Here is a 24,246-nt window from a genome sequence, read left to right as displayed (position 1 = left end):
TGTACGGCCTGCGCATTGCTCCCTCGAAGATGCGAGATCTCCCTCCCCCTACCGGATGGTTCGGAACGCCTTGCGCAGCTCGTCCGCGAACAGCGTCGGCTGCTCGAAGGCGGCGAAGTGCCCGCCCTTGTCAACTTCACCCCAGTAGATCAGGTGGGGCCACACCGCCTCGGCCCAGCGCCGGGGCGCTCGGTAGAGTTCCCGAGGGAAGATCGTCGCCGCCATGGGCAGCTCGATGTGCCCCGCCGAGAAGCCAGAAGGCTTCCCCCGCGAGTTCTGCCAATAGATCCGCGCCGAGGAGGCTGCCGTGTCGGTCAGCCAGTACAGCGTGATGTTGTCGAGCATCTCGTCCATCGACAAGGCGTCCTCGGGATTGCCCTTGTTGTCGGTCCAGGCCTGGAACTTCTCGTAGATCCACAGCGCCTGCCCTGCCGGTGAGTCCGCCAGGGCATAGCCGATCGTCTGCGGGCGCGTGGCCTGCTCCTTGAAGTAGCCGAACTGCTCGTTCGCGAAATATCCGGCGGCGTCGATCGCGGCCTTCTCCTCGGGCGTCGGAGCCTCCGGCAGCGTCTCTGGAAACACGAGCGGCCAGTTGACGTGCGCCGCGACCAGCCCCTCCGGACGGAGATGACCCAGCGCATGGGTGACCCCCGAGCCCCAATCCCCGCCCTGAGCCACCCACTTCGTGTACCCCAACCGCTGCATCAGGACACCCCACGCCTTCGCGATGCGCACCACATCCCAGCCCGTCTCCGCGGGCTTGTCGGAGAAGCCAAATCCCGGGAGCGAGGGGATCACGACGTGGAAGGCATCCTCCGCCCTTCCGCCGTAACGCGTGGGCTCGGTCAGAGGGCCGATGATCTTCAGGAACTCGACGATCGAGCCGGGCCAGCCATGGGTGAGGATGATGGGCAAAGCGTTGGGATGGGGAGACCTGACGTGCAGGAAGTGAATGCCGAGCCCGTCGATCTGGGTGCGGAACTGGGGAAAGGCATTCAGCCGCGCCTCGAACTTCCGCCAATCATAACGGTCTCGCCAGTAGGCGATCAGCGCCTGCGCCTTGGCCAGGGGGACACCCTGTGACCAGTCGTTCACCGTCTCGCGCTCGGGCCACCGCGTCGCCGCCAACCGGCGCTTGAGATCGTTGAGCGCGGCTTGGGGAATCGAGACGCGAAAGGGAGTCACCTGGGCGGTAGCTCGGTCCGTGGCCGCTCCCGCCGCCTCGGCGACCATCTCGCCCCCAACGATGGCAACGGCTGACGCCCCTGCCAGCAGCTGCAGCAGTTGGCGGCGGGAGGAAAGGCTCGGCTGGGTGTCGATGTCGCTCATGAGCTGCTCCGTACCTGAAGATGGAAGGCCGCGGTGGCTACTTCAGGAAGTCGGTGAGATAGCCGACGGTGGCCTCGGGCTTCTCTTCGGCAATGAAGTGCCCGCTGCCCTCGACCTTGATCGCTCGCAAATCCGTGGCCTTGCCCGAGAGGGTCGCCTTCAACCAGCCGTAGCCCGGACCTCCCAGGGCGAGCACCGGCATCGTCAGCTTGGAGTAGGTCCCGTCATCGACGATGTCCTGCGGAAAGGCCTGGTACCAGGCGTTTCCCGCCCGGATCGCATCCCGGCTGGAATAAGCAGCGGCATAGACCGCGCGATCACGCGCATCGATGGCGCTCTCGTCCTTGAGCAGGTAGCGGAAGAACCATTCCTGCTCGAGGTGCTGGCGCCCTTCCAGGATCTGCTCGGGCAGGCCCTTCACCTGATGGAAGGCAAACCACCATGCGAAGGGATGGGCTTCGTCGATCTTGTCGCCGAAGGTGCCCACAGCCGGAAGCAACGGCCAGGTGGCGAGCTGAGCGTCCGGGTGTGGCACGTCCAGCAGAACGATCTTGCGCGCCGCCTCCGGATGATTGGCCGCGAAGCTGAACGCGACCTGCGCGCCGATATCGTGACCGACGACGTCGACCTTGTCGTAGCCGAGTTGGCGAACCAGTTCGAAGATGTCCTGGGCCATCGCCTTCTTCTCGTAGCCCCCCGCTGGCTTGTCGGAGCTGCCCATCCCGCGCAAGTCGACCGAGATCACCCGATGCTCCTTGGCGAGCGCGGGCATGATCTTGTGGAAGGCCCACCAGGTCTCCGGCCAGCCCGGCAGGAGCACCACGGGCGATCCCTGCCCTCCTGCGACGTAATGGAGCCGCACGCCGTTCACGGTTGCCTCGCCATTCGCGAAGCCTGGGAGCGTGCGGACCAGTGCTGCGTCGGACACGGCCGCGCCTTGCTTCGGAGCGGCCTGGGCCAGGATGGAAAACGAGAGCGTGGAAGCGAACGTCAGAGCGGCCAGTGCGGTGCGGATCTTCATGGGGAGTTCCTGCTGCGAGATGGCCGCAGAGGTATCGACACCCCCACCTTCCCGAAATAGAAAGGCCTGCAAAGCATCGTTGCAGGAATGTCGATGTCGAAACTGCCGGATTTCGAAGGGTTGGCGATGTTCGCCAAGGTGGCGGAGGAGCGCTCGTTCGCGGCGGCAGCACGCGCCATGGGCCTGTCTGTCGCGACGGTCTCTCGTGGCGTCAGCCGACTGGAGGAGCGGCTCGGAGCGCGCCTCTTCAACCGCACCTCGAGGAAGCTGGCACTGACGGCGTTCGGACGCGCGGTCGCCGAAAGCGCGAGCCGCATCTATCGCGACGCCAAGGAGGTGGAGGATGCGGCGCGGGAGCTGTCCGCCCGGCCACGAGGCCTCATCCGCCTGGCGGTGCCCATGTCATTCGGGCTGCGCTGGGTGGCACCGCTCCTGCCAGAGTTCTTCCGCGCCTATCCGGAAGTATCCATCGATCTCCACCTCTCGGATGCAACCGTGGATCTGGTGGGACAAGGCTTCGACGCGGCACTGCGGATCGCAGTGCTCCTGGACCCCGCCCTGGTCGCGCGACGACTCTGCCCGGTCTCTCGCTTCATCGTCGCGGCACCGAGCTACCTCGAGCGGCATGGCCGTCCAAAGCACCCTCGCGATCTGAACGTGCGCGACTGCCTGGGTTACGCCTATCGCGCGAAGAGCGATGCCTGGCGGCTTGCCAATGCCGAGGGAGACGAGGCTGTGATCACGCCCACGGGGCGGCTTCGCGTCACGAACGCGGATGCCCTGGTACCCACCGTGCTCGCGGGCCTCGCCGTCGCGGAGATGCCGGAGTTCATCGCCAGTGAGTACCTCCGCGATGGGAGGCTGGAGACGATCCTGGAGGACTGGACGCTCCAGAAGGGCGGCCTGTACTTCGTCACGCCCACGGCCCGCGTGCGCCCGGCCAAGATCGAGGCGCTCGCGAATTTCCTTGCCGACCAGCTGTCGACTCCCGCATGGCGTTGGTCTCGTTGACGGGGCGATGCTCACCCCGCGAGCCGCTTCAAGATGAGGAGACAGGAGAATCCATGGATCAACGGGGACGCTGCGGCTGGGCATCGAGCGACGAGTTGCTGCGCGATTACCACGACCGTGAATGGGGCGTGCCAGAGCGAGACCCACGCGCGCTCTGGGAGCAACTGATGCTAGAGGGCTTTCAGGCGGGGCTCGCCTGGATCACGGTCCTGCGCAAGCGGGATACGTTCCGTGAAGTCTTCGCTCAATTCGATCCCCACGCGGTGGCCCGCTTCAGGGAAGCCGACATCCAGCGCCTGCTGAAGAATCCCGGCATCATCCGCTCGCGAGCCAAGATCGAGGCCACCATCGGCGGGGCGCGCATCTACTGTGACATGGAGCAGCGCGGCGAGAGCTTCGGGGATTTCTGCTGGTCCTTCACGGACGGCAAGGTGCTCCAAGGCGATGGCCGCACGGTCCCAGCCCAAACAGCGCTCTCCGTGCGAATCTCGAAGGACCTCAAGAAGCGCGGCTTCAAGTTCGTGGGTCCCACGATCGTCTATGCCTGGATGCAAGCGGTGGGCATCGTGAATGACCACGCCGAGAGCTGCTTTCGCCGCTTCACGGAGAGCGCGCCCCGGACCCGGGCGCGCCGTGAACGCAAGGTCTGAAGCGCGAGCGCCGGCTGGGTTCCGCAGCGCGAGCGCGGGCCACCGACACGTCAGCTCTGTTACCTTGCGGACATCGCTCTTCGCCGCGCTCATAGCCGGAGCGCGCGAAAGGAATGGCCGTGTCTCCCGCTCGCCTGCTGGCTCTTGCCACCGCCCTCATTCCCGCAACCGTGCTGGCCACCGACGTGTCTGGCACTCTTTCCAGCAACACCACCTGGACGCCCGCTGGCAATCCCTGGGTCCTCACCGGGGACGTCACGATCCCCTCGAACGTCACCCTGACCCTCCAGCCCGGCGTCCAGGTCACCTTCGCGACGACCGACAGCCAGCGTTCGGGGGTGGACCCGGCCCGGACCGAGCTCATCGTCTTGGGCAAGCTCCTCGTCCAGGGCACCAGCGCCTCGCCCATCACCTTCACCGCCACGGGCGCGTACGGCGTGCGAGTCCTGAACCTGGGCTCCGCCACCTTCGATGACGCCACCCTCAACGCCGGCCTCTTCGGCGTGGTCAGCACCGGCAACGCCACCTTCAACCGCACCACGATCCAGGGAGCCACCACGGAGTGCCTCCACGTGGATGGAGGCACCACCACCTTCAGCACCGGCACCTTGCGGAGCTGCACCCAGGCCCTGGTCACCAACGGTGGGAGCACCACGCTCCGCCAGAGCCTGGTCACCACGAGTGGCGCCACCTACAAGCACGCCATCGCCCTGCAGGCCACGACCCAGCTCAACCACAACACCATCACGGGCAACACCTACGGCGCCGTCCAGGTCAATGTCTTCACCGGCACCGTCACCCTCACCGACAACATCATCAGTTCCAACGCGAGCGAGGGCATCTTCTTCTCCTCCTCCAGCAGCCCCGCTCGAACCGTCCAGTACAACGACGTCTGGAATCACAGCACGAACTACTCCAGCGGCGTCACCCCCGGCCCCGGCAGCATCTCTGTCGACCCGTTCTTCGTCGGCGCGCCCAATTTCCGCATCACCGAGCTCTCCGCGGCACGCATGGCGGCCTCGGACGGGTCCGATCTGGGAGCCTTCCCCTATACCGGCGATCCCAGCCCTTCCCTTCAGGGCATCCTCTTCTCCGACAAGACGCTCACCGGCTCCAACACGCTCGCTGGGGACCTGACCATCCGCCCCGGTGCCACCCTGACCCTGGCTCCGGGCGCCTCCCTCACCTTCGCAGCCACGGACGGCCAGCGCTCGGGCCTGGACACGGCACGCACCGAGCTCATCGTCGATGGCACGCTGAACGCCCAGGGCACCACCGCCGCCCCCATCACCCTCACCGCCACCAATGCCTATGGCGTTCGTGTCCAGGGCTCGGCCAGCTTCAACTCCGTCACCATCGCCGCGGGACTCTACGGCGTGCGCAGCTCCGGCACTTCCACCCTCATCAACTCCACGATCCAAGGGGCTTCCAATACCTGCCTGAACGTGACCGGGGGCACCACCTCCTTCAGCCACGGCATCCTGCAGAACTGCTCCTACGCGCTCGTCACCGATGGAGGCACCACCGAGTTCCGCCACAATCTGGTGCGAGCCAGTGGTGCCAACAGCTCCCGGTACGCCCTCTCCCTGCGAGCGACGGCCACCCTCGTCCACAACACCATCGCCAGCAACAACTACGGCGGCGTCCAGGTCGTCACCTTCTCCGGCAACGTCGAGATCTCCGACAACATCATCGCCTCCAATGGCGCCTACGGCATCAGCGCGCCCTCTTCGACTCCCCCGACCCTCTCGATCCACCACAATGATCTCTGGGGGCACAGCACCTTCAACCTCAGCACCTATCTCGTCCCGGGGCCCGGCAGCATCTCCGCCAACCCGCTCTTCGTGAGCAGCTCGGACTTCCACCTCTCGGAGAACTCTCCCGCCCGCATGGCCGCCTCGGACGGCACCGATCTGGGGGCCCTCGACTTCGCGTATGCGGGCCAGCCCACCACGTCGCTCCAGGGCATCCTCTTCTCCGACAAGCTCCTCACGGGCGCCAACACCCTGGACGGAGATCTCACCATCCGCCCCGGCGTTACCCTCACCCTGGCTCCTGGCGCCTCCCTCACCTTCGCGTCCACGGATGGCCTGCGCTCGGGTCTGGACACGGCACGCGTCGAGCTCATCGTCGACGGCACCCTGGCCGTTCAAGGCACCAGCGAGGCTCCCGCCACCCTCACCGCCACCGGGGCCTACGGCATCCGCGTCCAGGGCTCGGCGACCCTCGAGTACACCACCTTGAGCGCCGGCCTCTATGGCGTGATCAGCGCCGGCTCCTCCACCCTCCACCACTCCACTGTTCAGGGGGCCTCGAACGAGTGCCTGCGCGTCACCGGTGGCACGCTGTCCTTCACCTCCGGCACCCTGCAGAGCTGCCCACAAGCGCTCCTCGCTCTCGGCGGCACCATCGAACTCCGCAACAACCTGGTGCGCGCCAGTGGCTCCAGCTCCGGCTCCCGCGCCGCCATCGCGTTGGGCGCTCCGACCACCCTGGTCCACAACACGATCACCGGCAACACCTATGGCGCCATCCAGATCAGCAACTTCTCCGGGGCCGTGGACTTCCATGACAACCTCATCACGTCCAACGGCAGCTTGGGCATCAGCTTCACCAGCAACGCCGCCCCCACCCAGACCCTGCATCACAACAACGTCTGGGACCATGTCACCAACTACCGCAACGAACTCGGCACGCTGGGCCCTGGCAGCATCTCCGCCCACCCGCTCTTCGTGAGCGCCTCGGACTTCCACCTCACCGAGAACTCTCCGGCGCGTCTGGCCGCCTCGGATGGCACCGATATCGGCGCCTTCACCTATTCAGGCGTCCCCACCCCTGCCCTCATGGGAGTCCTCTTCTCGGACAAGATCCTCACCGGTGCCAACACCCTGGATGGAGACCTGACTGTCCGCGCGGGGGTCACCCTCACCCTGGCTCCGGGCGCTTCCCTCATGCTCCCCGCCGCCGATGGCCTGCGCTCCGGCGTGGACACGGCACGCACCGAACTCATCGTCGACGGCACCCTCGTCGCCCAGGGCACCAGCACGTCGCCCATCACCCTCATGGCGACCGGTGCCTATGGCGTGCGCATCGTGAGCGGCTCGGCCACCTTCGACTCCGCCACCGTCAACGCGGGGCTCTATGGCGTGGTCAATTCCGGCACCACCACCTTCGCCAACTCCATCGTTCAGGGAGCCACCACCGAGTGCCTGCGCGTCACCGGCGGCACGCTGTCCTTCACCCACGGCACCCTGCGGAGCTGTCCCCAGGCGATCCTCACGACCGGGGGCGCCGTCGAGCTCACCTCCAGCGTGGTGCACACCAGCGGCGCCAGCGCGGGCAGCCGGTACGCCCTCAGCTTCGGTGGACCGGCCACCCTGGTGCATAACTCCATCATCGGCAACACCGAGGGCGGCGTCCTCATCAACAAGTTCTCCGGCGATGTCGACCTTCACGACAACCTCATCGCCTCGAGCGGCACCTTCGGCCTCTACTTCAACGATCTCACCCTCCCCACGCGCTCGGTCCACCACAACAACGTCTGGGGACATCGAGTCGGCAACTACGCCTACGTCAGCCCGGGAGCCGGCGGCATCTCCGCCAACCCGCTGCTGGTCAGCGCCACGGACTTCCGCCCCACCGAGAACTCGCCGGTCCGCATGGCCGCCTCGGATGGCACGGAGATGGGCGCCTTCGCCTATGAAGGTCATCCCACGAGTTCTCTCCAGGGCGTTCTCTTCTCGGACAAGATCCTCTCAGGTGCCAACACCCTGGATGGAGATCTCACCATCCGCCCCGGCGTCACCCTCACCCTGACTCCGGGCGCCTCCCTCACCTTCGCGGTTCCTGATGGCCTGCGCTCGGGGGTGGACACGGCGCGCACCGAGCTCATCGTCGACGGCACCCTCGCGGTTCAAGGCACCCTGGAGGCTCCCGTCACCCTCAACGCCACCGGAGCCTACGGTCTTCGCGTCCAGGGCACGGCGACCCTCGACTACGTCACCTTGAACGCGGGCCTCTTCGGCGTGAGCAATACGGGTACCTCGGCCCTCCACCACACCACGATCCAGGGGGCCACCACCCAATGCCTCCTCGTCGCGGGAGGCACCCTCTCCTTCAGCCATGGCGCCCTGCAGAGCTGCAGTCAGGCGATCCGTGCCGACGGAGGCATCACCGATCTCCTCTACAGCCTGGTGCGCACCAGCGGTAATCCGAGCTACGGCCAGGAAGCCATCGACCTGAGAGCCTCGGCCCACCTCGTCCACAACACGATCACCGGCAACACCTACAGAGCCCTCCGCGTACGAGATACCGCAGGCCCCGTCAGCATCTACGACAACATCATCACCGCTCGCTATCCCAACCCAGGCTTCAGCATCGATAGCACCAGCCAGCCTCGCGTCATCCACCACAATGACGTGTGGGACAATGGAACGGTCTACTACCCCATCATGCCTTCGGGCCCTGGCGGCATCTCCGCCAACCCGCTCTTCGTGAGCGATTCGGACTTCCGCCTCACCGAGTACTCGCCCGCACGCATGGCCGCTTCGGATGGCACCGACATGGGCGCCTTTGCCTATGAAGGCCACCCCACTCCAATCCTCACGGGCGTCCTCTTCTCGGACCTGACCCTCACGGGGGCCAACACCCTGGCGGGAGATCTGACCGTCCGTCCCGGTGTCACCCTCACCCTGGCTCCGGGTGCCTCCCTCACCTTCGCAACCACGGATGCGCTCGGCGCTGGCGCGGACACGACGAAGACCGAGCTCTTCATCGACGGAAACCTGGCCGTGCAGGGCACGAGTGACGCGCCAGTCACCTTCACCGCCACCGGCGCCGAGGGCGTGTTCATCCGAGGCTCGGCCGCCTTCGAGTACGCCACCATCCAAGCAGGCCGCATCGGCGTGCTCAGCACAGGTACCTCGACCTTCAGCCACTCCACCATCCAGGGCGCCGACACATGTCTGTATGTCAAAGGGGGCACCACGACGTTCAGTCACGGCACCCTGCGGAACTGCCATGCAGCCCTCCACACCAGTGGGGGGAGCACCCTGATGGAATACAGCCTGGTGCATGACAATGATCCCTTGATCTATAGCGCCTACGTCATTGGCCTGGCTGCGCCCACGGTCCTCCGTCACAACACCATCACCGGCAACCTCCAGGGCGCCATCGTCGTCTACGACTTCTCTGGGGAAGTGACCCTCACCGACAACGTCATCACCTCGAACGGCCTCCACGGCATCTACTTCCCCTACACCGGGCGCCCCGCTCGCTCGGTCCACCACAACAACGTCTGGGGCCACAGCGACTCCGACTACAACGTCTATGTCGTCCCGGGCCCCGGAAGCCTCTCCGTCGATCCCCTGTACGTCGGCGAGCCGGATTTCTCGCTCCAGGCCACCTCGCCGTGCCGACACGCCGCTTCCGATGGCCTGGACATGGGCGCCTTCCCCTATGTCCCGCCGAGTGCTTCCTACGTCGTCGTGATGCCCTCGGACTCCACGCTGGCCGTTCAGGGCACCCAGCAGTTCACCGCGACGGCGTATGACACCTCGGACACCCCAATCCCCGAGGCGGTGATCACCTGGTCCGCGAGCGGCGCGGCGGGAACCGTCGACTCGAGTGGCCTTTTCACCGCGAGCTGCGCGCCGGGGACGTACGCAGGTGCGGTCACCGCGACGGCGGATGGCCAGTCTTCCTCGGCGACGGTGACGCTCACTCCAGGCCCGGCTGCCCTCGTCACGCTCGCTCCCGCCGCAGCGACGCTGACGGTCCAGGATACGCAGCAGTTCACCGCGACCGTCCAGGACAACTGCCTCAACGTGCTGCCCTCGGCCCCGGTCTCCTGGATCGCGAGCAACGGGGGTGGAGCCATCAGCCCGAGCGGTCTGTTCACCGCGGGGACCACGCCTGGCATCTTCGAGCACACCGTGAGCGTCACGAGCGGCACCGTGTCTGCCACGGCCAGCGTCACGGTCAACCCGGGTCCGGTCCAGACCGTGCAGGTGACTCCTGCGTCCGTAGCACTGAGGGTACGTGGTACCCAGCAGCTCACGGCGACCGCAACCGATGCCTGGGGCAACCCGGTGTCCAGTACGCCGAGTTGGTCGGTCAGCTCGGCGGCCGTGGGCAGCATTGATGCCGATGGCCTGTTCACGGCCGGCTCCATCGCGGGGCTGTACCCCAACGCGGTGAGGGCGCAGATCGACGGCGTGAGTGGGTCCGCCGACCTCACGCTCACGCCCGGTGACGTCACGAGGATCGTCGTGACGCCCGCGCTCATCCAGGTGGGCCCTCGCGGAGTGCAGCAACTCAGCGCGAGAGCCGAGGATGCCGAGGGCAACGAAGTCCCCATCTCGCCCGTCTGGTCGGCCTTGCATGCGGCCGGCACCATCACCCCGGAGGGGCTCTTCACCGCGGCCCATGTACCGGGCACGTACCCAGAGAGCGTGATCGCCACGGCCAACGGCCTCACGGGGACGTCCTCGGTCGTCGTGGCACCCGGTCCCCTCCACCGCGTGGTGCTCTCGCCCCAGAATCCGACAGTGGTCATTCAGGGGACAGTTGCCTTCAGCGCGAAGGCCTATGACGCGTTCGACAACGAGCTGCGGATCCCCGCGACCTGGGAGACAGTCCACGGTGGCGGTACGATCGACGCCTCGGGCCTGTTCACCGCGGGCCTGGAGAGCGGGACGTTCGCGAACACCCTCCAGGTGACCGTGGGCGGCCAGAGCGTCAGCACCTCCGTGACCGTCGCCGACGACTTCGACGGCGATGGCATGTCCGACGCCTGGGAGGTGGCCCACGGGTTCGACCCGAGCTCACCGGGTGACGGAGCTCTCGACTCGGATGGAGACCAGCTCTCCAACGTCGCCGAGTTCGAGGCGGGCACCGATCCGCATGACGCCGACACGGATGATGATGGCGTCATCGATGGCCGCGAGCCTCGGCCTAATGAGGACACGGATGGTGACGGCCTGCCCAACGTGCGGGATCCGGACAGCGATGGCGATGGTCTGTTCGACGGAACGGAGATGGCGGTCTCTTCGCCGCCCGGCGGAACCGACGTGTCGAAGGAACAGTTCGCAGCTGACGCGGACCCAAGCACCAGCACGGATCCGCTCACTGCCGACACGGACGGTGACGGCCGCAAGGACGGTGAAGAGGACGCCAACCACAACGGCCTGCTCGACCCGGGCGAGACAGATCCGAACACACCCGACACGTTCTGCAGCGCGACTCCGGAGTGCGGTACGGGCAAGACGTGCCAGGAGGGTGTCTGTGTGGATGCACCCTCTGAGCCGCAGGATGAGAACAAGGGCTGCGGCTGCAGCGGATCGGGAGCCGGGGGCTCGGTGTTCGGCCTGTTGCTCCTCTCTCTCCTCGGGAGGATCAGGAGGCTCAGGTGGAGACGGTAAACGAGGCGCAACGGCGAGCGCTGGCGGAATTGTACGAGCGGCTGGAGGCGCGAGCGGCAGACACCACCCGCGAGCGCACCTGGTGGCCCTGCCGCATGGGCTGTGATCACTGCTGCCGCCATCTGGCCGACCCGCTGTCCATCACCGCTCTGGAGTGGACCGTTCTCTGGGAAGGCTTCCTTCAACTGCCCCGCGAAACCCAGGCGGAGATCCGCGCTCGGGCGGCGGAGTGGGAACAAGCGGGTGCGAAGCAGCCCTATACCTGCCCGCTCCTGGACGCGAACGTGGTCATCGCCCAAGCCCTGGAGCAGCACGGTGAGGAGGGCATCCTCTGGAGCAACCAGGATGCCCTGGAGGAGACGCTGAAGAGACTGGCAGGGCCCTCGATCACCTTCTTCGAGTGGTTCGCGGCCCACCCCGAGTGAGCCGGGGGTTTCACAGAGGCTCCCGGGCGTAGCTACGGCCTGAAAAGGCGAAGGCCACGCACCTCCCCCCCGGGGTGCGTGGCCTCCGTGTGACGGGCATCGAGAACTACAGGCTCCGCGCGCCCCTCACAGAGCGGCAACCAGGCACAGGTCCTCGCATGGTCTCTGCATGGTGCCTCCAGGACAGCCGACGGGTGGAGTCGCGTCGTCGTTGGAGGCACTCTGCGCCATCGGCAGCCCTGGCTCAGTGAATGGGTTCACACTGCCCCTGTGAAACGGCTCACACCCTGCGGCCTTCGAGCAGCTCACCCCGAGGCTGGGCGCAGGCCTTCCAGCAGAATGGTCAGGTAACGCTCGCCCAGGGCAAGTGGCTCACTTCCGATGCGCGCGGCGTGCTCGACACCGCACATCAGCCGCTGGATGTCTTCCGCGCCAATGTCGTCGCGCACCACGCCCGCCCGCTGGGCCCGTCCCAGCATCCGCTGGATGGCTCCGATGAGCCCGGCCTTCAGTTGCGACGTCCGGCTCTGGGCGTCCTTGGGAGCATTGACAACCTCCGCCAGTCCCACGTCCGCCAGCTGCAGCGCCAGGACCGCGCGCAGGAACCGCTGGAGACCGGCTCTCGGATCGTCGGACTCCTGCCCCTTGCGAGCCTCTTCGAGCAGGGCCTCGAGGTGCTCGTTCACAAGCGCCTCCAAGAGATCCTGTCGCGTGGGGAAGTGCCGGTACACCGTCCCCACTCCCACTCCAGCCGAGCGTGCGATCTGGTTCATCTGCAGGGAAGAATCGCCGTGGGCCAGGAGCTTGCGGGCCACCGAGAGCACGCGGTCCCGGTTGCGCGCGGCATCCGCCCGTAGCGGCTCCTCCTCCGGCGGCACCTCTCGCTTCTTCGGTGGGTCCTCCCGTTTCTTCATGTGCCGATCCTAACAACGAATCGGACTCCATATCCGAACGGATTGCGTATCCGTTTTGGCCCCTTTATATCCCCTTCAAGCGGATTTTCTATCCGGTTGGTGCCGATGTCCTGGCAGCCGTTCCCTGGAGGGAATCACCCATGCAGGATCGCGTCGCACTCATCACCGGAGCGAGCAACGGGATCGGGCTCGCTCTGACCCGCAGACTGCTCACGGAAGACTGGCAGGTCATCGCGCTGGTCCGCTCGGGCTTCGCTGAAAATGATCCGCTGATCCGCGAGAGCGTGAGCGAGAAGCGGCTTCGAATCTACAAAGCCGACCTCGGCGACTTCGACAGCCTGAGGGCCGCCTTGCGCGAACTCAAGGCCCGAGAAGAAAAGATCGATGTCCTGTTCAACAACGCGGGCGGCAGCATCCCGGAGCTCCGCTTCTCCAAGCAGGGACGCGAGCTGCACTTCGAGGTGCAGACGCTCGTGCCCTACATCCTCCTCATGGAGCTGAAGGAGCAGCTGCGAAGAGGGACGTTGAAGACCGTCATCAACACCTCTTCCGATTCGTTCCAATTCACCCGGAAGTTCGATCCCGACACGCTGGAGCGTCCGACCCACTTCAAGATGCTCTTCGGACCCTATACGGCAACCAAGCTGGCCGTCACCCTGTGGGCCCGGGAGATCGCCCCGCAGCTGGCTGCCGAGGGCATCAAGATCCGCAGCGTGGATCCAGGAGGCACCAACACCTTGAGGCGCAACAAGGCCTCAGGGCTCCCCTTCTTCGTGTGGACTCTCATGAAGCTGTTCTTCCCACCCCCCAGCAGCGGGGCTGCTCGGCTGTACGAAGGTGCGCTGGGAGACACCCGGGATGCGACAGGCGTCTACGTAAGCAGAGGCAAGGTGAAGGAACCGGGGTTCGCCGGGCAGGGACGCAAGGTCCTGGAGAAGGTCAGCGCCATCTACGCCGCCTACACCCTGAGCGCGAGTGCGGACCGCCCCAGTGTCTCCGAGCGCGTTCCGAAGTGACCACTCGCCGCTGACGGGACGGTAAAAACCCTTGTTCCTGCGCCTGGGAGCACTTTCATGCGTGGCCGAAAATGCCCACCCCGCGCACCCATCACCGTTCAGAGACTCCTAACGACACCAAGACAGGCAACGTCCGGGTACGAGGGGCCCGTCAGCACAACCTGAAGAACGTGGACGTCGAGATCCCTCGGGATGCCCTCGTCGTCTTCACCGGAGTCTCCGGCTCGGGCAAGTCCTCGCTGGCCTTCGGGACGCTCTATGCGGAGGCACAGCGGCGGTACTTCGAGTCCGTGGCGCCCTATGCACGGCGGCTGATCGATCAGGCCAGCATTCCCGAGGTCGATGCCATCGATGGGCTGCCCCCGGCTGTGGCCCTCCAACAGCACCGCGGCGCTCCGACGACCCGTTCCTCCGTGGGCAGCGTGACCACGATCTCCAACTCCCTGCGCCTGCTGTACTCGCGCGCCGGGACCTACCCTCCGAACCAGCCGCACCTCGACTCGGACGCGTTCTCGCCCAACACTCCGGCGGGCGCCTGTCCCAACTGCCATGGCCTGGGCCGCGTCTACGAGGCGACCGAGCGCTCCATGGTGCCGGATGACTCGTTGACCACCCGCGAGCGTGCGATCGCCGCATGGCCTCCCGCCTGGCACGGACAGAACCTGCGCGACATCCTGGTGACGCTTGGCTACGACGTCGACCGCCCGTGGCGGGAGCTCCCCCAGAAGGATCGGGACTGGATCCTCTTCACCGAGGAGCAACCCACCGTCCCCGTCTACGCGGGTTTCACTCCCGCTGAGACGCGCCGCGCCCTGAAGCGCAAGGAACCTCCCAGCTACATGGGGACGTTCACGAGCGCCAGGAAGTACGTGCTGCAGACCTTCGCCACGACACAGAGCGCGCTGATGAAGAAGCGGGTGTCGCAGTACATGGTGAGCGGCGAGTGCCCCCTCTGCCATGGCAAGCGGCTGCGTCGCGAACCCCTGTCCGTCACCTTCGCGGGACTCGACATCGGCGAGTTCTCCAACCTCCCGTTGAAGCGCGTGGCCGACATCCTGAAACCCGCAGCCGAAGGGAAATCCCAGGGCTCGGCCAAGCAGGCGCAACTCCACCCGGAGAAGGCCCTGGTCGCGCAACGAATCGCCAAGGATCTGCTGGCGCGCATCCAGGCCCTGACCGAGCTCGGACTGGGCTACCTCTCGCTCGATCGCAGCACCCCTACCCTCTCGCCCGGCGAGCTCCAGCGGCTGCGGCTCGCCACCCAGGTGCGCTCCAACTTGTTCGGCGTGGTGTACGTACTCGATGAGCCCTCCGCGGGCCTGCATCCCGCGGACACCCAGTCCCTGCTGAAGGCGCTCGATCAGCTCAAGCACTCGGGCAACTCGCTCTTTGTCGTGGAGCACGAGGTAGACGTGATCCGACACGCGGACTGGATCGTCGATGTCGGACCGGCCGCGGGCGAGCAGGGCGGACGCATCCTCTATAGTGGACCGCTCGAAGGGCTCCAATCCGTGGAGGACTCCCGGACACGGCGCTACCTCTTCGGAACCGAGACCGTGCAGCGCCGCACACCGCGCACACCCAAGGGATGGCTCCGACTCGAAGGAGTCTCACGCAACAACCTGCACGAGCTCGACGTGGCCTTCCCGCTGGGCGTATTCACCTCGGTGACCGGCATCTCCGGCTCGGGGAAGTCGAGCCTCGTGAGCCAGGTCCTCGTGGAGTTGGTCGCGGAGCACCTGGGCCACGAGTCCCCCTCCGACGAGGATGAGGGAGAGGAGCTGGAGCGCACCGTCGTGCTCACCACGGGTGGTCGAATCGCCTCGGGCCTGGAGGGCATCAAGCGGCTGGTGCGAGTCGATCAGAAGCCCATCGGCCGCACACCGCGCTCCAACCTGGCGACCTACACGGGCCTCTTCGACAGCGTGCGCAAGCTCTTCGCCTCGACCAAGGAAGCGAAGGCCCGCCGCTTCGATGCCGGGCGCTTCTCGTTCAACGTCGCCAAGGGACGCTGTGACACGTGCGAGGGCGAAGGCTTCGTGAGCGTCGAGCTGCTCTTCCTGCCCAGCGTCTACGCGCCCTGCCCCACATGTCACGGGGCCCGCTACAACGCCAAGACCCTGGAGATTCGGTATCGAGGCAAGAACATCGCCGAGGTGCTGGGGATGACCGTCGACGCGGCCCATGCGTTCTTCGCCGAGGAACCGCAGGTGCTCCGCTCGCTGAGCGTCCTGCGAGAGGTCGGCCTGGGCTACCTGCGGCTGGGCCAGCCCGCGACCGAGCTCTCCGGCGGCGAGGCCCAGCGGATCAAGCTCGCGACCGAGCTGCAGCGGACCCAGCGCGGCGACACGCTCTACATCCTCGACGAGCCCACCACCGGCCTGCACCCCTCCGACGTGGACAAGCTCATGACGCAGCTCAACGGCCTGGTCGAGTCGGGCAACACCGTCATCCTCGTCGAGCACGACATGCGTGTGATCGCCGCGAGCGACTGGGTGATCGACATGGGCCCGGGTGCCGGTGACGAGGGCGGCCGGGTGGTGGCCTCCGGAGCACCTGCCAAGATCGCGACCGTCTCGGCGAGCCGCACCGCGCCCTTCCTGGCGAGCGCCCTGTCATGAGCCGTCAGATGTGGAAGAGCTCGACGAACCGGGACAGCAGCTTGGGCTCCCCCGTGAGGCGGACACTCCCGTTGGCGATGGCATCCTCGGGGCTGAGCTCATCCGCCATCAGCGCCTTGATCGCGGGCCCCGTCTCGATGACGAGCTCCGCATCCGGCAGCGGGCCCTCCTTGACCGTGAGCTTCCCGTGGTCGACACGCACGTGGAAGACCACCGGGCCCACGCGCAGCTCATAGCTCACGGTGACATCACGCGCCGCCTCGGGGCGGAAGGTCGAGCGCATGGCCATGATCATCGAGTCCACCGTGACGATCTCCTCCGGTCCCGGCACCGTCAGGGCCTTGGCGCCCCAGCGGCCCAGGCGCATGACGATGTCTTCGAGCTCGTTGCCGTACTCGGTCAGCTCGTACACGACGGAGCCCAGCGGCCGAGGCAGCACCCGGCGGCGAACGACGCCCGCCTGCTCCAGTTCCTTGAGCCGCGCCGAGAGGATGTTCGTCGGGATCTTCGGGAGCCCCTGACGCAGATCGGTGAAGCGCTTCGGGCTGACCAGCAGATCCCGAACAATGAGCAGGGCCCAGCGCTCGCCCACGAACTCCAAGGCTCGCACCAGTCCGCAGAACTGTCCGTACTCGCGCTTGGCCATCGCCTCATCATAACGAGGCTTGCCTTGGCATACCGTCGAAGACGGCTCAGAGGTTCCGCAGGACGTTCATCGTGTCGTCGCCCTTGAGCATCTTGGTGATCAGCTCAGTGGCTTGCGACTCGTTCTCGAACTTGAACTGGGCCTCGAGGAATGGGCGTTGCTCGGGGGGCGCGGCCGCGACCATCTGGCTCTGAACCTGGGACAGATGCTCGCGATGCGAGAAGATCATCTGAGAGATGTCTGATTGACCTCCACTGACCGGGCCGGCCATCTTCTTATCCTCCGAGAATCCCAGGGGTCATGCCCTGGTACGCGTACTCCTGACGCAGATTATCGCAAAGCCGCACGGAGAGTTGTCAGTCCCCGTAAATAGCTGGAACCCAGATAAGCTGCGCGGCCCATGACCACCGATCTGGCGCAGGACCCCACGATCTCCCGCCTCCTTCACTGGCTCGAGCAGGGTGGAGCCTCTTTCTCCAAAGTCCAGATCGGCGCCTCGGCCACGGGGGAACGGGGCCTCTTCGCGGCCACGGACCTCGCCGCGGACGAGATCTTCCTGCGGATTCCCCTCAGCCACCTGGTGACACACAAGGTCGCCCGGAGCTCGGACATCGGCCGTCTGCTCGTGGCCCACCCCGAGCTCGACACCCCGGACCTGTACATGGCGGCCTTCCTTCTCCAGGAGAAGGAGCGAGGCGAGGCCTCCTTCTGGAAACCGTTCCTGGACGTGCAGCCGACGGCCTTCCCCACCCACCCCTACTACTATGGGGAGAGCGAGTTCTCCCTGCTGAAGGGCTCGCTGCTGCCAGAGGTGCTCGCCGTCCACCGCCAGGTGATCGAGCACCTGTACCTCAGTGCGGTCAAGCTCGTACCCGAGTTCAGGCGGTTCCCGCTCGACCAGTTCGTCTGGGCGCACCTCGATCTCATCACCCGCCAGTTCAGCCCGAAGCTGGAGGGGAACTCGATCACCTGCCTGGCTCCCGTGGGGGACATGATCAACGCCTCCAACCCCTGGAACTCCACCTATGGCTGGTCGCCGGATGGGCAGTTCTACGAGATGAAGACCCGGCAGGCCGTCGCCCGCGGCCAGGAGCTCGCCACCACCTACGGCAACAACAGCAACCTCCACCAACTGCGCTATTACGGGTTTGTCTTCGAGCACAACCCGAACAACGAGGTTCTCGTTCCGTTCGAGCTGCCCAAGGAGGATCCGCTCCTCGAAAAGAAGCTGCGGATGCTCGGGATCACCGATCCTTCCTCCCGGCAGGTCTTCTCGCTGCCGCTCTGGCCAGATGTGAAGATCATCACCGAGCTGGTCTCCGAGCTGCGCATCGTCCACGCACAGGCCGAGGAGCTGGCCGTGCTCGAGAGCGCTCCCGATCCGCTCGTCCGCGCCAAGGCGATGCTGAGCCCGGTCAACGAGGCACGGGTCTTCCGCGCCCTCGCCACCCTCTGCAAGGCGCACATCCAGACCTACGAGACCTCCATGGAGGAGGACACGCGGCTGCTCCAAGAGGGCAACCTCACCCTGAACGCGCGCAACTGCATCCTGCTGCGCCGCGGAGAGAAGCAGATCCTCAAGGTGTACGCCGAGGCCGGCTGACCCGAGCGCCCGCCGAGCGGGACCTGATCCAACGGGTATCTTGTCAAGCGGTTCCGGCCCGGCCGCGCACCTTTGCCAGCAACCTGTCAGGCGAGGATTGACTCCGCTGCCCCCGGCTTCCACGATCGCGCCCATGCTCGGTGCGCGCACTCGATCCTCGTCCTCGAAACTGCTCCTGACCTGCCTGCTCGTCACACTCACGGGCTGCTTGGGAGACCCTCCCGATCCTCCGCACCTCGATCCCGATGGAGGCTCCGGCAAGGATGGAGGCCCGACGGGAGGACCGGACGGCGGACCGACTGGAGGACCGGACGGAGGGCCCGATGGAGGCCCCAACCCCACGAACTGTGGCAACCGGGAGATCCAGGCCGGTGAGGCCTGCGATGACGGAAACAAGACCTCCGGGGACGGCTGCGCCGCGGACTGCAGGACCATCGAGCCGGGGTGGTTCTGTGACACCGCGGGCGCGCCCTGCATTCGCAACGTGTGCGGTGATGGCCGCACCAGCACCGGTGAGACGTGCGACGATCGCAACACCACTCCCAACGATGGATGCAGCGCCACGTGCACCCAGGAGAGTGGCTGGTACTGCCCGCCGGGCGGAGGCCGCTGCACCGCCGCGCAGTGCGGTGACGGCATCATCGCTGGAGACGAGGAGTGCGAGGACAACGACAACCCGCCCGCGAACGGCGATGGGTGCTCCAGCGAGTGCCGCCTGGAGAATGGCTACAAGTGCCCCACTCCGGGCCAGGCCTGTGTCCGCACCACTTGCGGCGACAAGATCGTGGAAGGCACCGAGCAGTGCGACGACGGCAACCATGACATGGGCGATGGCTGCTCGCCGCTGTGCGTCCGCGAGCCCAACTGCACCAACGGCAACTGCGTCCCGGTGTGCGGCGACGGAGTGATCCTCTCGGGCGACAACACCGAGGAGTGCGACGACGGCAACCTGCGCGAGAACGATGGGTGCTCGGCCACCTGCAAGCTAGAGCCGGGCTTCGACTGCAAGATCATCGTCGAGGCGCCGCCCGACGCGATCACCATCCCCATCGTGTACCGGGACTTCATTGGCAAGGACAGCCAGGTCAACGGCACGAACCTGGTCCATCCGGACTTCAACGACAAGACGGGCAATGGTGAGAAGGGAATCGTCGCCACCCAGCTCGGCTCGGATGGCAAGCCGGTGTACGCGGTGACGAACGTCAACAACAGCACCACGCACGGGAAAACCTACTTTGATCAGTGGTACCGCGACACGGCGAACGTGAACAAGCCCATCGTCTCCACGCTGGTCCTGGACCGCATCCCCAATACGACGTCGTACCAGAAGAACTACCCGGCCTTCTTCCCGCTCGACAACCTGGGGTGGGTGGCCTCGGGCGAAGAGAAGCGGCTCACCAACAACCACAACTTCAGCTTCACCAGCGAGGTCCGCTACTGGTTCGAGTACAAGGGCACGGAGGAGCTGGAGTTCGTCGGAGACGACGATGTCTGGGTGTTCATCAACAGACGCCTGGCGGTGGATCTGGGCGGTCTGCACTCCGCGCAGACAGGCACCGTCAAGCTCTACGAGAAGTCCCAGGAGCTGCAGCTCATCGTGGGCAAGGTCTACGAGGCCGTGGTGTTCCAGGCGGAGCGCCACACCACCGAGTCCTCCTACAAACTGACCCTCAGCAACTTCGTCACCCGCCGCACCCGTTGCGCGACCACCTGTGGCGACGGCGTCGTCCAGCCGCCCGAGCAGTGCGACAACACGACGAACACTGGCGGCTACGGCCAGTGCGCTCCTGGCTGCGTGCTGGGGCCGCGCTGCGGTGATGGCGTCATCCAGTCGGAGGCCGGCGAGGAGTGCGACGACGGCAACACCAACAACGGCGACGCCTGCAGCAACACCTGCCAGGTCATCTTCGGCTGAGCGAACTCGCCGCCAGCCCGAGGCACGGCATGATGACTGGAGCGGTGTGGCTGGCGGCGCTGTTGGCGCTGGGAGGGACGGACATGCAGTGGACGCCCCAGACGAGCGGGGCGTCCCAGCGCCTGCGCGGGGTCAGCGCCGTGGATGCCCGCGTGGCGTGGGCCAGCGGGAACAAGGGGACTTTCTCTCGGACGACGGACGGGGGAAAGACGTGGAAGGCGGGCACCGTCCCGGGTGCGGAGGAGCTCGACTTCCGCGACGTGGATGCGTTCAGCGCCAGCACGGCCTATCTGCTCGCCATCGGCGAGGGGGACAAGTCGCGCATCTACAAGACGGTGGATGGCGGAGCGCACTGGGCGCTGCAGTTCACCAACCCCACGCCCAAGGCCTTCTTCAATGCGATGGCCTTCTGGGATGAGCGCCATGGCATCGCCTTCAGCGATCCGGTGGAGGGGCACTTCGTGGTGGTGGTGACCTTGGATGGAGGGGCCTCTTGGAAGCCCGTCCCTGCCGAGGCGCTTCCCGCCGCGCTGCCCGGCGAGGGAGGTTTCGCGGCCAGCGGCACGAGCATCACCGTCCACGGAGAGGGCCACGTCTGGTTCGGGCTCGGCGGCCCGGCGGCACGAGTGCTCCATTCTTCGGACCAGGGCCGCACCTGGACGATTGCGACCACGCCGCTGGCCACGGGGGATGGCGCGGGCGTCTTCTCCCTCCTCTTCTGGAACGAGCGCGAGGGCATTGCCGTGGGGGGCAACTACCACCACCCCGAGGATCCCACCGGCAACGTGGCCTTCACGCGCGATGGAGGGCAGACCTGGAGCGTGCCCACCGGTCCGCGCCCCGCTGGCTACCGCTCCTGCGTGGCGCAACTCCGTGGCGAGAAGGGCCCGACACTCGTCACCGTGGGCCCGTCCGGTGCTGATGTCTCCGAGGATGGGGGCCAGAGCTGGAGGCCCCTGGGCTCCACGGGCTTCCATGCGATCTCCACCGCTCGTTCCGGGAAGGGAGCCTGGGCCGTGGGAGAGGAAGGCCGTATCGCCGCGCTCCAGCCGACGCCCAGCGCAGGGAAGAAGTAAGCCAGAGCGGGCGGATTCTGAGAAAGCGAGAGCCGTCGCTCAACCGCCCCGTCCCCAGAAAAATCGATCGCCTGGACCGAAATACCCCGTTAATTCCGGCGTTCCATGGCAAGCGGATTTTCCGCTGATACCCGTTCTGGAGACACCATGAGACTGAGTGAGCGCGGAGTCGCCCGCGGTGCCGTGCTGTTCCTCTGCGCGTGCTTGTTGCAAGCCTGCGGCGAGGGTCTGCCTGAGACGACGGCTGTCACCTCGACCCGGAGCGCGCTGGAAGCGAAGGCCTTGGCCTCGGGCGACATCCTGGCGCAGCTCCAGGCCATCCCCGGCATGACGGTGCTGGCGGAGAAGCCCGTCCCCGGCAACCCGTCCCTGCGCTACTTCGTGCTGGACTACGATCAGCCCGCGGACCACCGCCACCCCGAGGGCGAGCACTTCCAGCAGCGCATGACGCTGCTGCACCGCTCGGCCGAGGCCCCCATGGTGCTCGCCAGCACGGGCTACGATCTCTACTCGTACCAGCCCGTCAACACCGAGCCCTCCTACCTGCTCACCGCCAACCTGCTCTACGTGGAGCACCGCTTCTTCGCCACGTCGACGCCGGCCTCCAGCAACTGGAAGCTGCTCGACATCAAGCAGGCCGCCGCGGACCACCACCGCATCATCCAGGCCCTCAAGCCGCTCTACCCGGCGAGCTGGCTGACCACCGGTGGCAGCAAGGGTGGCATGACGTCCATCTACCACCGCTACTTCTATCCCAACGACGTGGACGCGACCGTGGCCTACGTGGCCCCCAACAGCTACCTCGATGGGGATCCGCGCTACTCGCTCTTCCTCAACAAGGTGGGCACCGCGGAGTGCCGCGAGAAGCTGCGCCAGGTGCAGCGCGCCCTGCTCCAGCGCCACGCGGAGATCCAGCCCTTCCTCGACGAGCTGACCGCCTACGGCATCACCTTCAACGGGCTCGGTCTGGACAAGGCGTATGAGTTCGCCGTCACCGAGGCTCCCTTCACCTTCTGGCAGTACGGCTATGGCGTGGACGCTTGCGCGGACATCCCCGCCGCGAACGCGCCCGCCGCGGCCCTGTTCCAGTTCCTCGAGGACACCAACGCCGTGGACCTCTACTCCGACGAGGGACTCGAGCCGTATGCGGCCTACTACTACCAGAGCGCCACGCAGCTCGGCGGCCCGAGCTACTCCGAGGCCCACCTGTTCCCGCTCCTGCGCTACCCCCTCCAGGACAGGTCCCGGAACTTCCCGCCCTATGGCGCGGACAAGGACTACGACTTCCTCTCCATGCACCTCGTGGAGCTTTGGATGAAGAAGAGCGCCCAGCACATGATGCTCATCTATGGAGAGAACGATCCCTGGTCCTCCGGCGCCTTCGAGGTGAACCCGGCCAATGAGTCGGCCCGGTACTTCGTGGCGGGTGGCAACCACGGCTCCTCCCTCTACGATCTGCCCGCCGCGGAGCAGAGCGCGGCGCTGCAGCAGCTCTCCGACTGGATGGGCGCGCCCGTCCGGCCCTATCCGTCCGCGGCGGCCCGCAGCGCGGCGGAGGATGTGCCCGTGGTGAACCCCGTCCTCGAGCGGCGTCACCGCCTCTGAGTCGCCTTCAGCCGAGCCGAACCTTCTCGACGAGAAAGTCGAGGAACGCACGCACACGGGCCGGCAGGTGCCCGCCCTGGCCCAGGAAGACGGCGTGCACGGGCTCGGTATCGCCAGGGTTGCGCTCCTCCAGCACGGGGAGGAGCCGGCCGGCCACGATATCCGCCCGGACCTGGAACGCAGCGAGCCGAGCCAGCCCCAATCCCGCCAGCGCGAGGTGACGCACCGCCTCGCCGTCGCTCACCTTCGCGTTGCCGACAGGGGGCACGGTGATCGGGCCGCCGCGATCCTTGAGCGGCCAACCCTCCATCGCTCGCGCATAGCTGAAACCGATCCGGTTGTGCTTCTCCAGATCTCGGGGCGTCCTGGGCATTCCGAAGCGCTCGATGTAGGCCGGTGCTCCGACGATGACCATCCGTGTCTCGCCGAGCTTGCGCGCGACGAGCCGTGAGCTCTTCAGCGGCCCGGCGCGGATCGCCACGTCCGTGCGCTCCTCCACCAGATCGATCACCCGATCGGTCAGCACCATGTCCAGGGAGACCTCCGGGTAGCGGGCCAGGAACTCCGGCGCGAGCGGCAGGAGGAAGTGCGTGCCGAAGGGCACGTTGGTGTTGACGCGCAGCCGGCCACGCGGGACTTCGCTCGCGGCCGCGCCTCGCTCAGCCTCTTCCAGATCGGCCAGGAGGCGGAGGCTGCGCTCATAGAACGTGCAGCCCTCGGGCGTGAGCTGCAGGCCCCGGGTCGAACGGTTGAGGAGCCGGACTCCCAGGCGGCTCTCCAGCCGAGCCACCAGCTTGCTCACCGCGGACGGCGTCATGCGGAACGCCCGGGCCGCCGCCGAGAAGCCTCCCAGCTCGACGACCCTCACGAACACTTCCATCTCGCCCGAGCGATTGACGTCCAGTCGTCCCATCGTGAGTTCAACTCACAAGTCCTGTGCTTTCAGCAAGTCTACCTCACGAATGCCGGGCCTCCCATATTGGGGACATCCCT

Annotated in this window: 16 protein-coding genes; 10 read left to right on the top strand and 6 right to left on the bottom strand. The window is 66.5% G+C overall.

What is annotated here, in order from left to right:
• Nucleotides 1-48 precede the first annotated feature (48 nt).
• Nucleotides 49-1,329 carry an epoxide hydrolase family protein gene (locus KY501_RS08425; RefSeq protein ID WP_373691569.1) on the bottom strand — a complete coding sequence of 427 codons (1,281 nt, stop codon included), beginning with the start codon at nt 1,327-1,329 and terminating at the stop codon, nt 49-51.
• A gap of 37 nt (nt 1,330-1,366) precedes the next feature.
• Nucleotides 1,367-2,350 carry an alpha/beta fold hydrolase gene (locus KY501_RS08420; protein WP_224362156.1) on the bottom strand — a complete coding sequence of 328 codons (984 nt, stop codon included), beginning with the start codon at nt 2,348-2,350 and terminating at the stop codon, nt 1,367-1,369.
• Nucleotides 2,351-2,443: 93 nt separating this feature from the next.
• Here KY501_RS08420 and KY501_RS08415 point away from each other — a divergent pair, with 93 nt between their 5' ends.
• From KY501_RS08415 to KY501_RS08400, 4 genes are all read left to right on the top strand, one after another.
• Nucleotides 2,444-3,361, top strand: coding sequence for a LysR family transcriptional regulator (locus KY501_RS08415; protein WP_224362155.1), 918 nt, complete (start codon nt 2,444-2,446; stop codon nt 3,359-3,361).
• Between the two features lie 53 nt (nt 3,362-3,414).
• Nucleotides 3,415-4,011: a DNA-3-methyladenine glycosylase I gene (locus KY501_RS08410; RefSeq protein WP_224362154.1), complete on the top strand. Its 597-nt coding sequence runs from the start codon at nt 3,415-3,417 to the stop codon at nt 4,009-4,011.
• 119 nt (nt 4,012-4,130) lie between these two features.
• The gene (locus KY501_RS53885) at nt 4,131-11,432 is read left to right on the top strand and encodes a right-handed parallel beta-helix repeat-containing protein (RefSeq protein ID WP_224362153.1); all 7,302 of its coding nucleotides are present in this window, start codon (nt 4,131-4,133) and stop codon (nt 11,430-11,432) included.
• Nucleotides 11,420-11,857, top strand: coding sequence for a YkgJ family cysteine cluster protein (locus tag KY501_RS08400; protein ID WP_224362152.1), 438 nt, complete (start codon nt 11,420-11,422; stop codon nt 11,855-11,857). The genes KY501_RS53885 and KY501_RS08400 overlap by 13 nt, the downstream gene beginning before the upstream one ends.
• 305 nt (nt 11,858-12,162) lie before the next feature.
• Here the strand turns inward: KY501_RS08400 and KY501_RS08395 are convergent, their stop codons facing one another.
• Entirely contained in the window at nt 12,163-12,771 is a 609-nt protein-coding gene (locus KY501_RS08395; protein WP_224362151.1) for a TetR/AcrR family transcriptional regulator, read from the bottom strand.
• 140 nt (nt 12,772-12,911) lie between these two features.
• Between KY501_RS08395 and KY501_RS08390 the strand changes: the two genes are divergently transcribed.
• Together KY501_RS08390 and uvrA are read left to right on the top strand one after the other, a co-directional pair.
• The gene (locus KY501_RS08390) at nt 12,912-13,787 is read left to right on the top strand and encodes an SDR family NAD(P)-dependent oxidoreductase (RefSeq protein WP_224362150.1); all 876 of its coding nucleotides are present in this window, start codon (nt 12,912-12,914) and stop codon (nt 13,785-13,787) included.
• 71 nt (nt 13,788-13,858) lie between these two features.
• Complete coding sequence (gene uvrA / locus KY501_RS08385) at nt 13,859-16,408, top strand: excinuclease ABC subunit UvrA (protein WP_224362149.1); 2,550 nt, start codon at nt 13,859-13,861, stop codon at nt 16,406-16,408.
• Between the two features lie 4 nt (nt 16,409-16,412).
• Here uvrA and KY501_RS08380 read toward each other — a convergent pair whose 3' ends face one another.
• On the bottom strand, nt 16,413-17,054 hold the full coding sequence (locus KY501_RS08380) for a winged helix-turn-helix transcriptional regulator (RefSeq protein WP_224362148.1): 642 nt from the start codon (nt 17,052-17,054) through the stop codon (nt 16,413-16,415).
• Nucleotides 17,055-17,100: 46 nt separating this feature from the next.
• Nucleotides 17,101-17,325, bottom strand: a complete 225-nt coding sequence (locus tag KY501_RS08375; RefSeq protein WP_224362147.1) for a hypothetical protein — start codon at nt 17,323-17,325, stop codon at nt 17,101-17,103.
• A gap of 129 nt (nt 17,326-17,454) precedes the next feature.
• Here KY501_RS08375 and KY501_RS08370 point away from each other — a divergent pair, with 129 nt between their 5' ends.
• From KY501_RS08370 to KY501_RS08355, 4 genes are all read left to right on the top strand, one after another.
• Complete coding sequence (locus KY501_RS08370) at nt 17,455-18,657, top strand: SET domain-containing histone-lysine N-methyltransferase (protein WP_224362146.1); 1,203 nt, start codon at nt 17,455-17,457, stop codon at nt 18,655-18,657.
• A gap of 133 nt (nt 18,658-18,790) precedes the next feature.
• Nucleotides 18,791-20,572, top strand: coding sequence for a DUF4215 domain-containing protein (locus KY501_RS08365; RefSeq protein WP_224362145.1), 1,782 nt, complete (start codon nt 18,791-18,793; stop codon nt 20,570-20,572).
• Nucleotides 20,573-20,601: 29 nt separating this feature from the next.
• Nucleotides 20,602-21,648 (top strand): WD40/YVTN/BNR-like repeat-containing protein, encoded by a 1,047-nt coding sequence (locus KY501_RS08360; RefSeq protein WP_224362144.1) that lies wholly within the window; start codon nt 20,602-20,604, stop codon nt 21,646-21,648.
• Nucleotides 21,649-21,795: 147 nt separating this feature from the next.
• Nucleotides 21,796-23,253: a S28 family serine protease gene (locus KY501_RS08355; protein ID WP_224362143.1), complete on the top strand. Its 1,458-nt coding sequence runs from the start codon at nt 21,796-21,798 to the stop codon at nt 23,251-23,253.
• Nucleotides 23,254-23,260: 7 nt separating this feature from the next.
• Here KY501_RS08355 and KY501_RS08350 read toward each other — a convergent pair whose 3' ends face one another.
• On the bottom strand, nt 23,261-24,166 hold the full coding sequence (locus KY501_RS08350; protein ID WP_224362142.1) for a LysR family transcriptional regulator: 906 nt from the start codon (nt 24,164-24,166) through the stop codon (nt 23,261-23,263).
• Between the last annotated feature and the right edge of the window lie 80 nt (nt 24,167-24,246).

The sequence above is a fragment of the Hyalangium versicolor genome, from assembly GCF_020103695.1.
Classification (GTDB): domain Bacteria; phylum Myxococcota; class Myxococcia; order Myxococcales; family Myxococcaceae; genus Hyalangium; species Hyalangium versicolor.
Note: the sequence above shows the minus strand (reverse complement) of the source record. Positions and strands in the feature narration are given on the sequence as shown.

Excerpts from the sequence above, each read along its gene's own strand:
- KY501_RS08420 (WP_224362156.1), bottom strand. The coding sequence starts at position 2,350 with ATGAAGATCCGCACCGCACTGGCCGCTCTGACGTTCGCTTCCACGCTC.
- KY501_RS08365 (WP_224362145.1), top strand. The coding sequence starts at position 18,791 with ATGCTCGGTGCGCGCACTCGATCCTCGTCCTCGAAACTGCTCCTGACC.
- KY501_RS08415 (WP_224362155.1), top strand. The coding sequence starts at position 2,444 with ATGTCGAAACTGCCGGATTTCGAAGGGTTGGCGATGTTCGCCAAGGTG.
- KY501_RS08355 (WP_224362143.1), top strand. The coding sequence starts at position 21,796 with ATGAGACTGAGTGAGCGCGGAGTCGCCCGCGGTGCCGTGCTGTTCCTC.
- KY501_RS08390 (WP_224362150.1), top strand. The coding sequence starts at position 12,912 with ATGCAGGATCGCGTCGCACTCATCACCGGAGCGAGCAACGGGATCGGG.
- KY501_RS08395 (WP_224362151.1), bottom strand. The coding sequence starts at position 12,771 with ATGAAGAAACGGGAGGACCCACCGAAGAAGCGAGAGGTGCCGCCGGAG.
- KY501_RS08425 (WP_373691569.1), bottom strand. The coding sequence starts at position 1,329 with ATGAGCGACATCGACACCCAGCCGAGCCTTTCCTCCCGCCGCCAACTG.
- uvrA (WP_224362149.1), top strand. The coding sequence starts at position 13,859 with ATGCCCACCCCGCGCACCCATCACCGTTCAGAGACTCCTAACGACACC.
- KY501_RS08360 (WP_224362144.1), top strand. The coding sequence starts at position 20,602 with ATGATGACTGGAGCGGTGTGGCTGGCGGCGCTGTTGGCGCTGGGAGGG.
- KY501_RS08350 (WP_224362142.1), bottom strand. The coding sequence starts at position 24,166 with ATGGGACGACTGGACGTCAATCGCTCGGGCGAGATGGAAGTGTTCGTG.
- KY501_RS08410 (WP_224362154.1), top strand. The coding sequence starts at position 3,415 with ATGGATCAACGGGGACGCTGCGGCTGGGCATCGAGCGACGAGTTGCTG.
- KY501_RS08370 (WP_224362146.1), top strand. The coding sequence starts at position 17,455 with ATGACCACCGATCTGGCGCAGGACCCCACGATCTCCCGCCTCCTTCAC.
- KY501_RS08380 (WP_224362148.1), bottom strand. The coding sequence starts at position 17,054 with ATGGCCAAGCGCGAGTACGGACAGTTCTGCGGACTGGTGCGAGCCTTG.
- KY501_RS08375 (WP_224362147.1), bottom strand. The coding sequence starts at position 17,325 with ATGGCCGGCCCGGTCAGTGGAGGTCAATCAGACATCTCTCAGATGATC.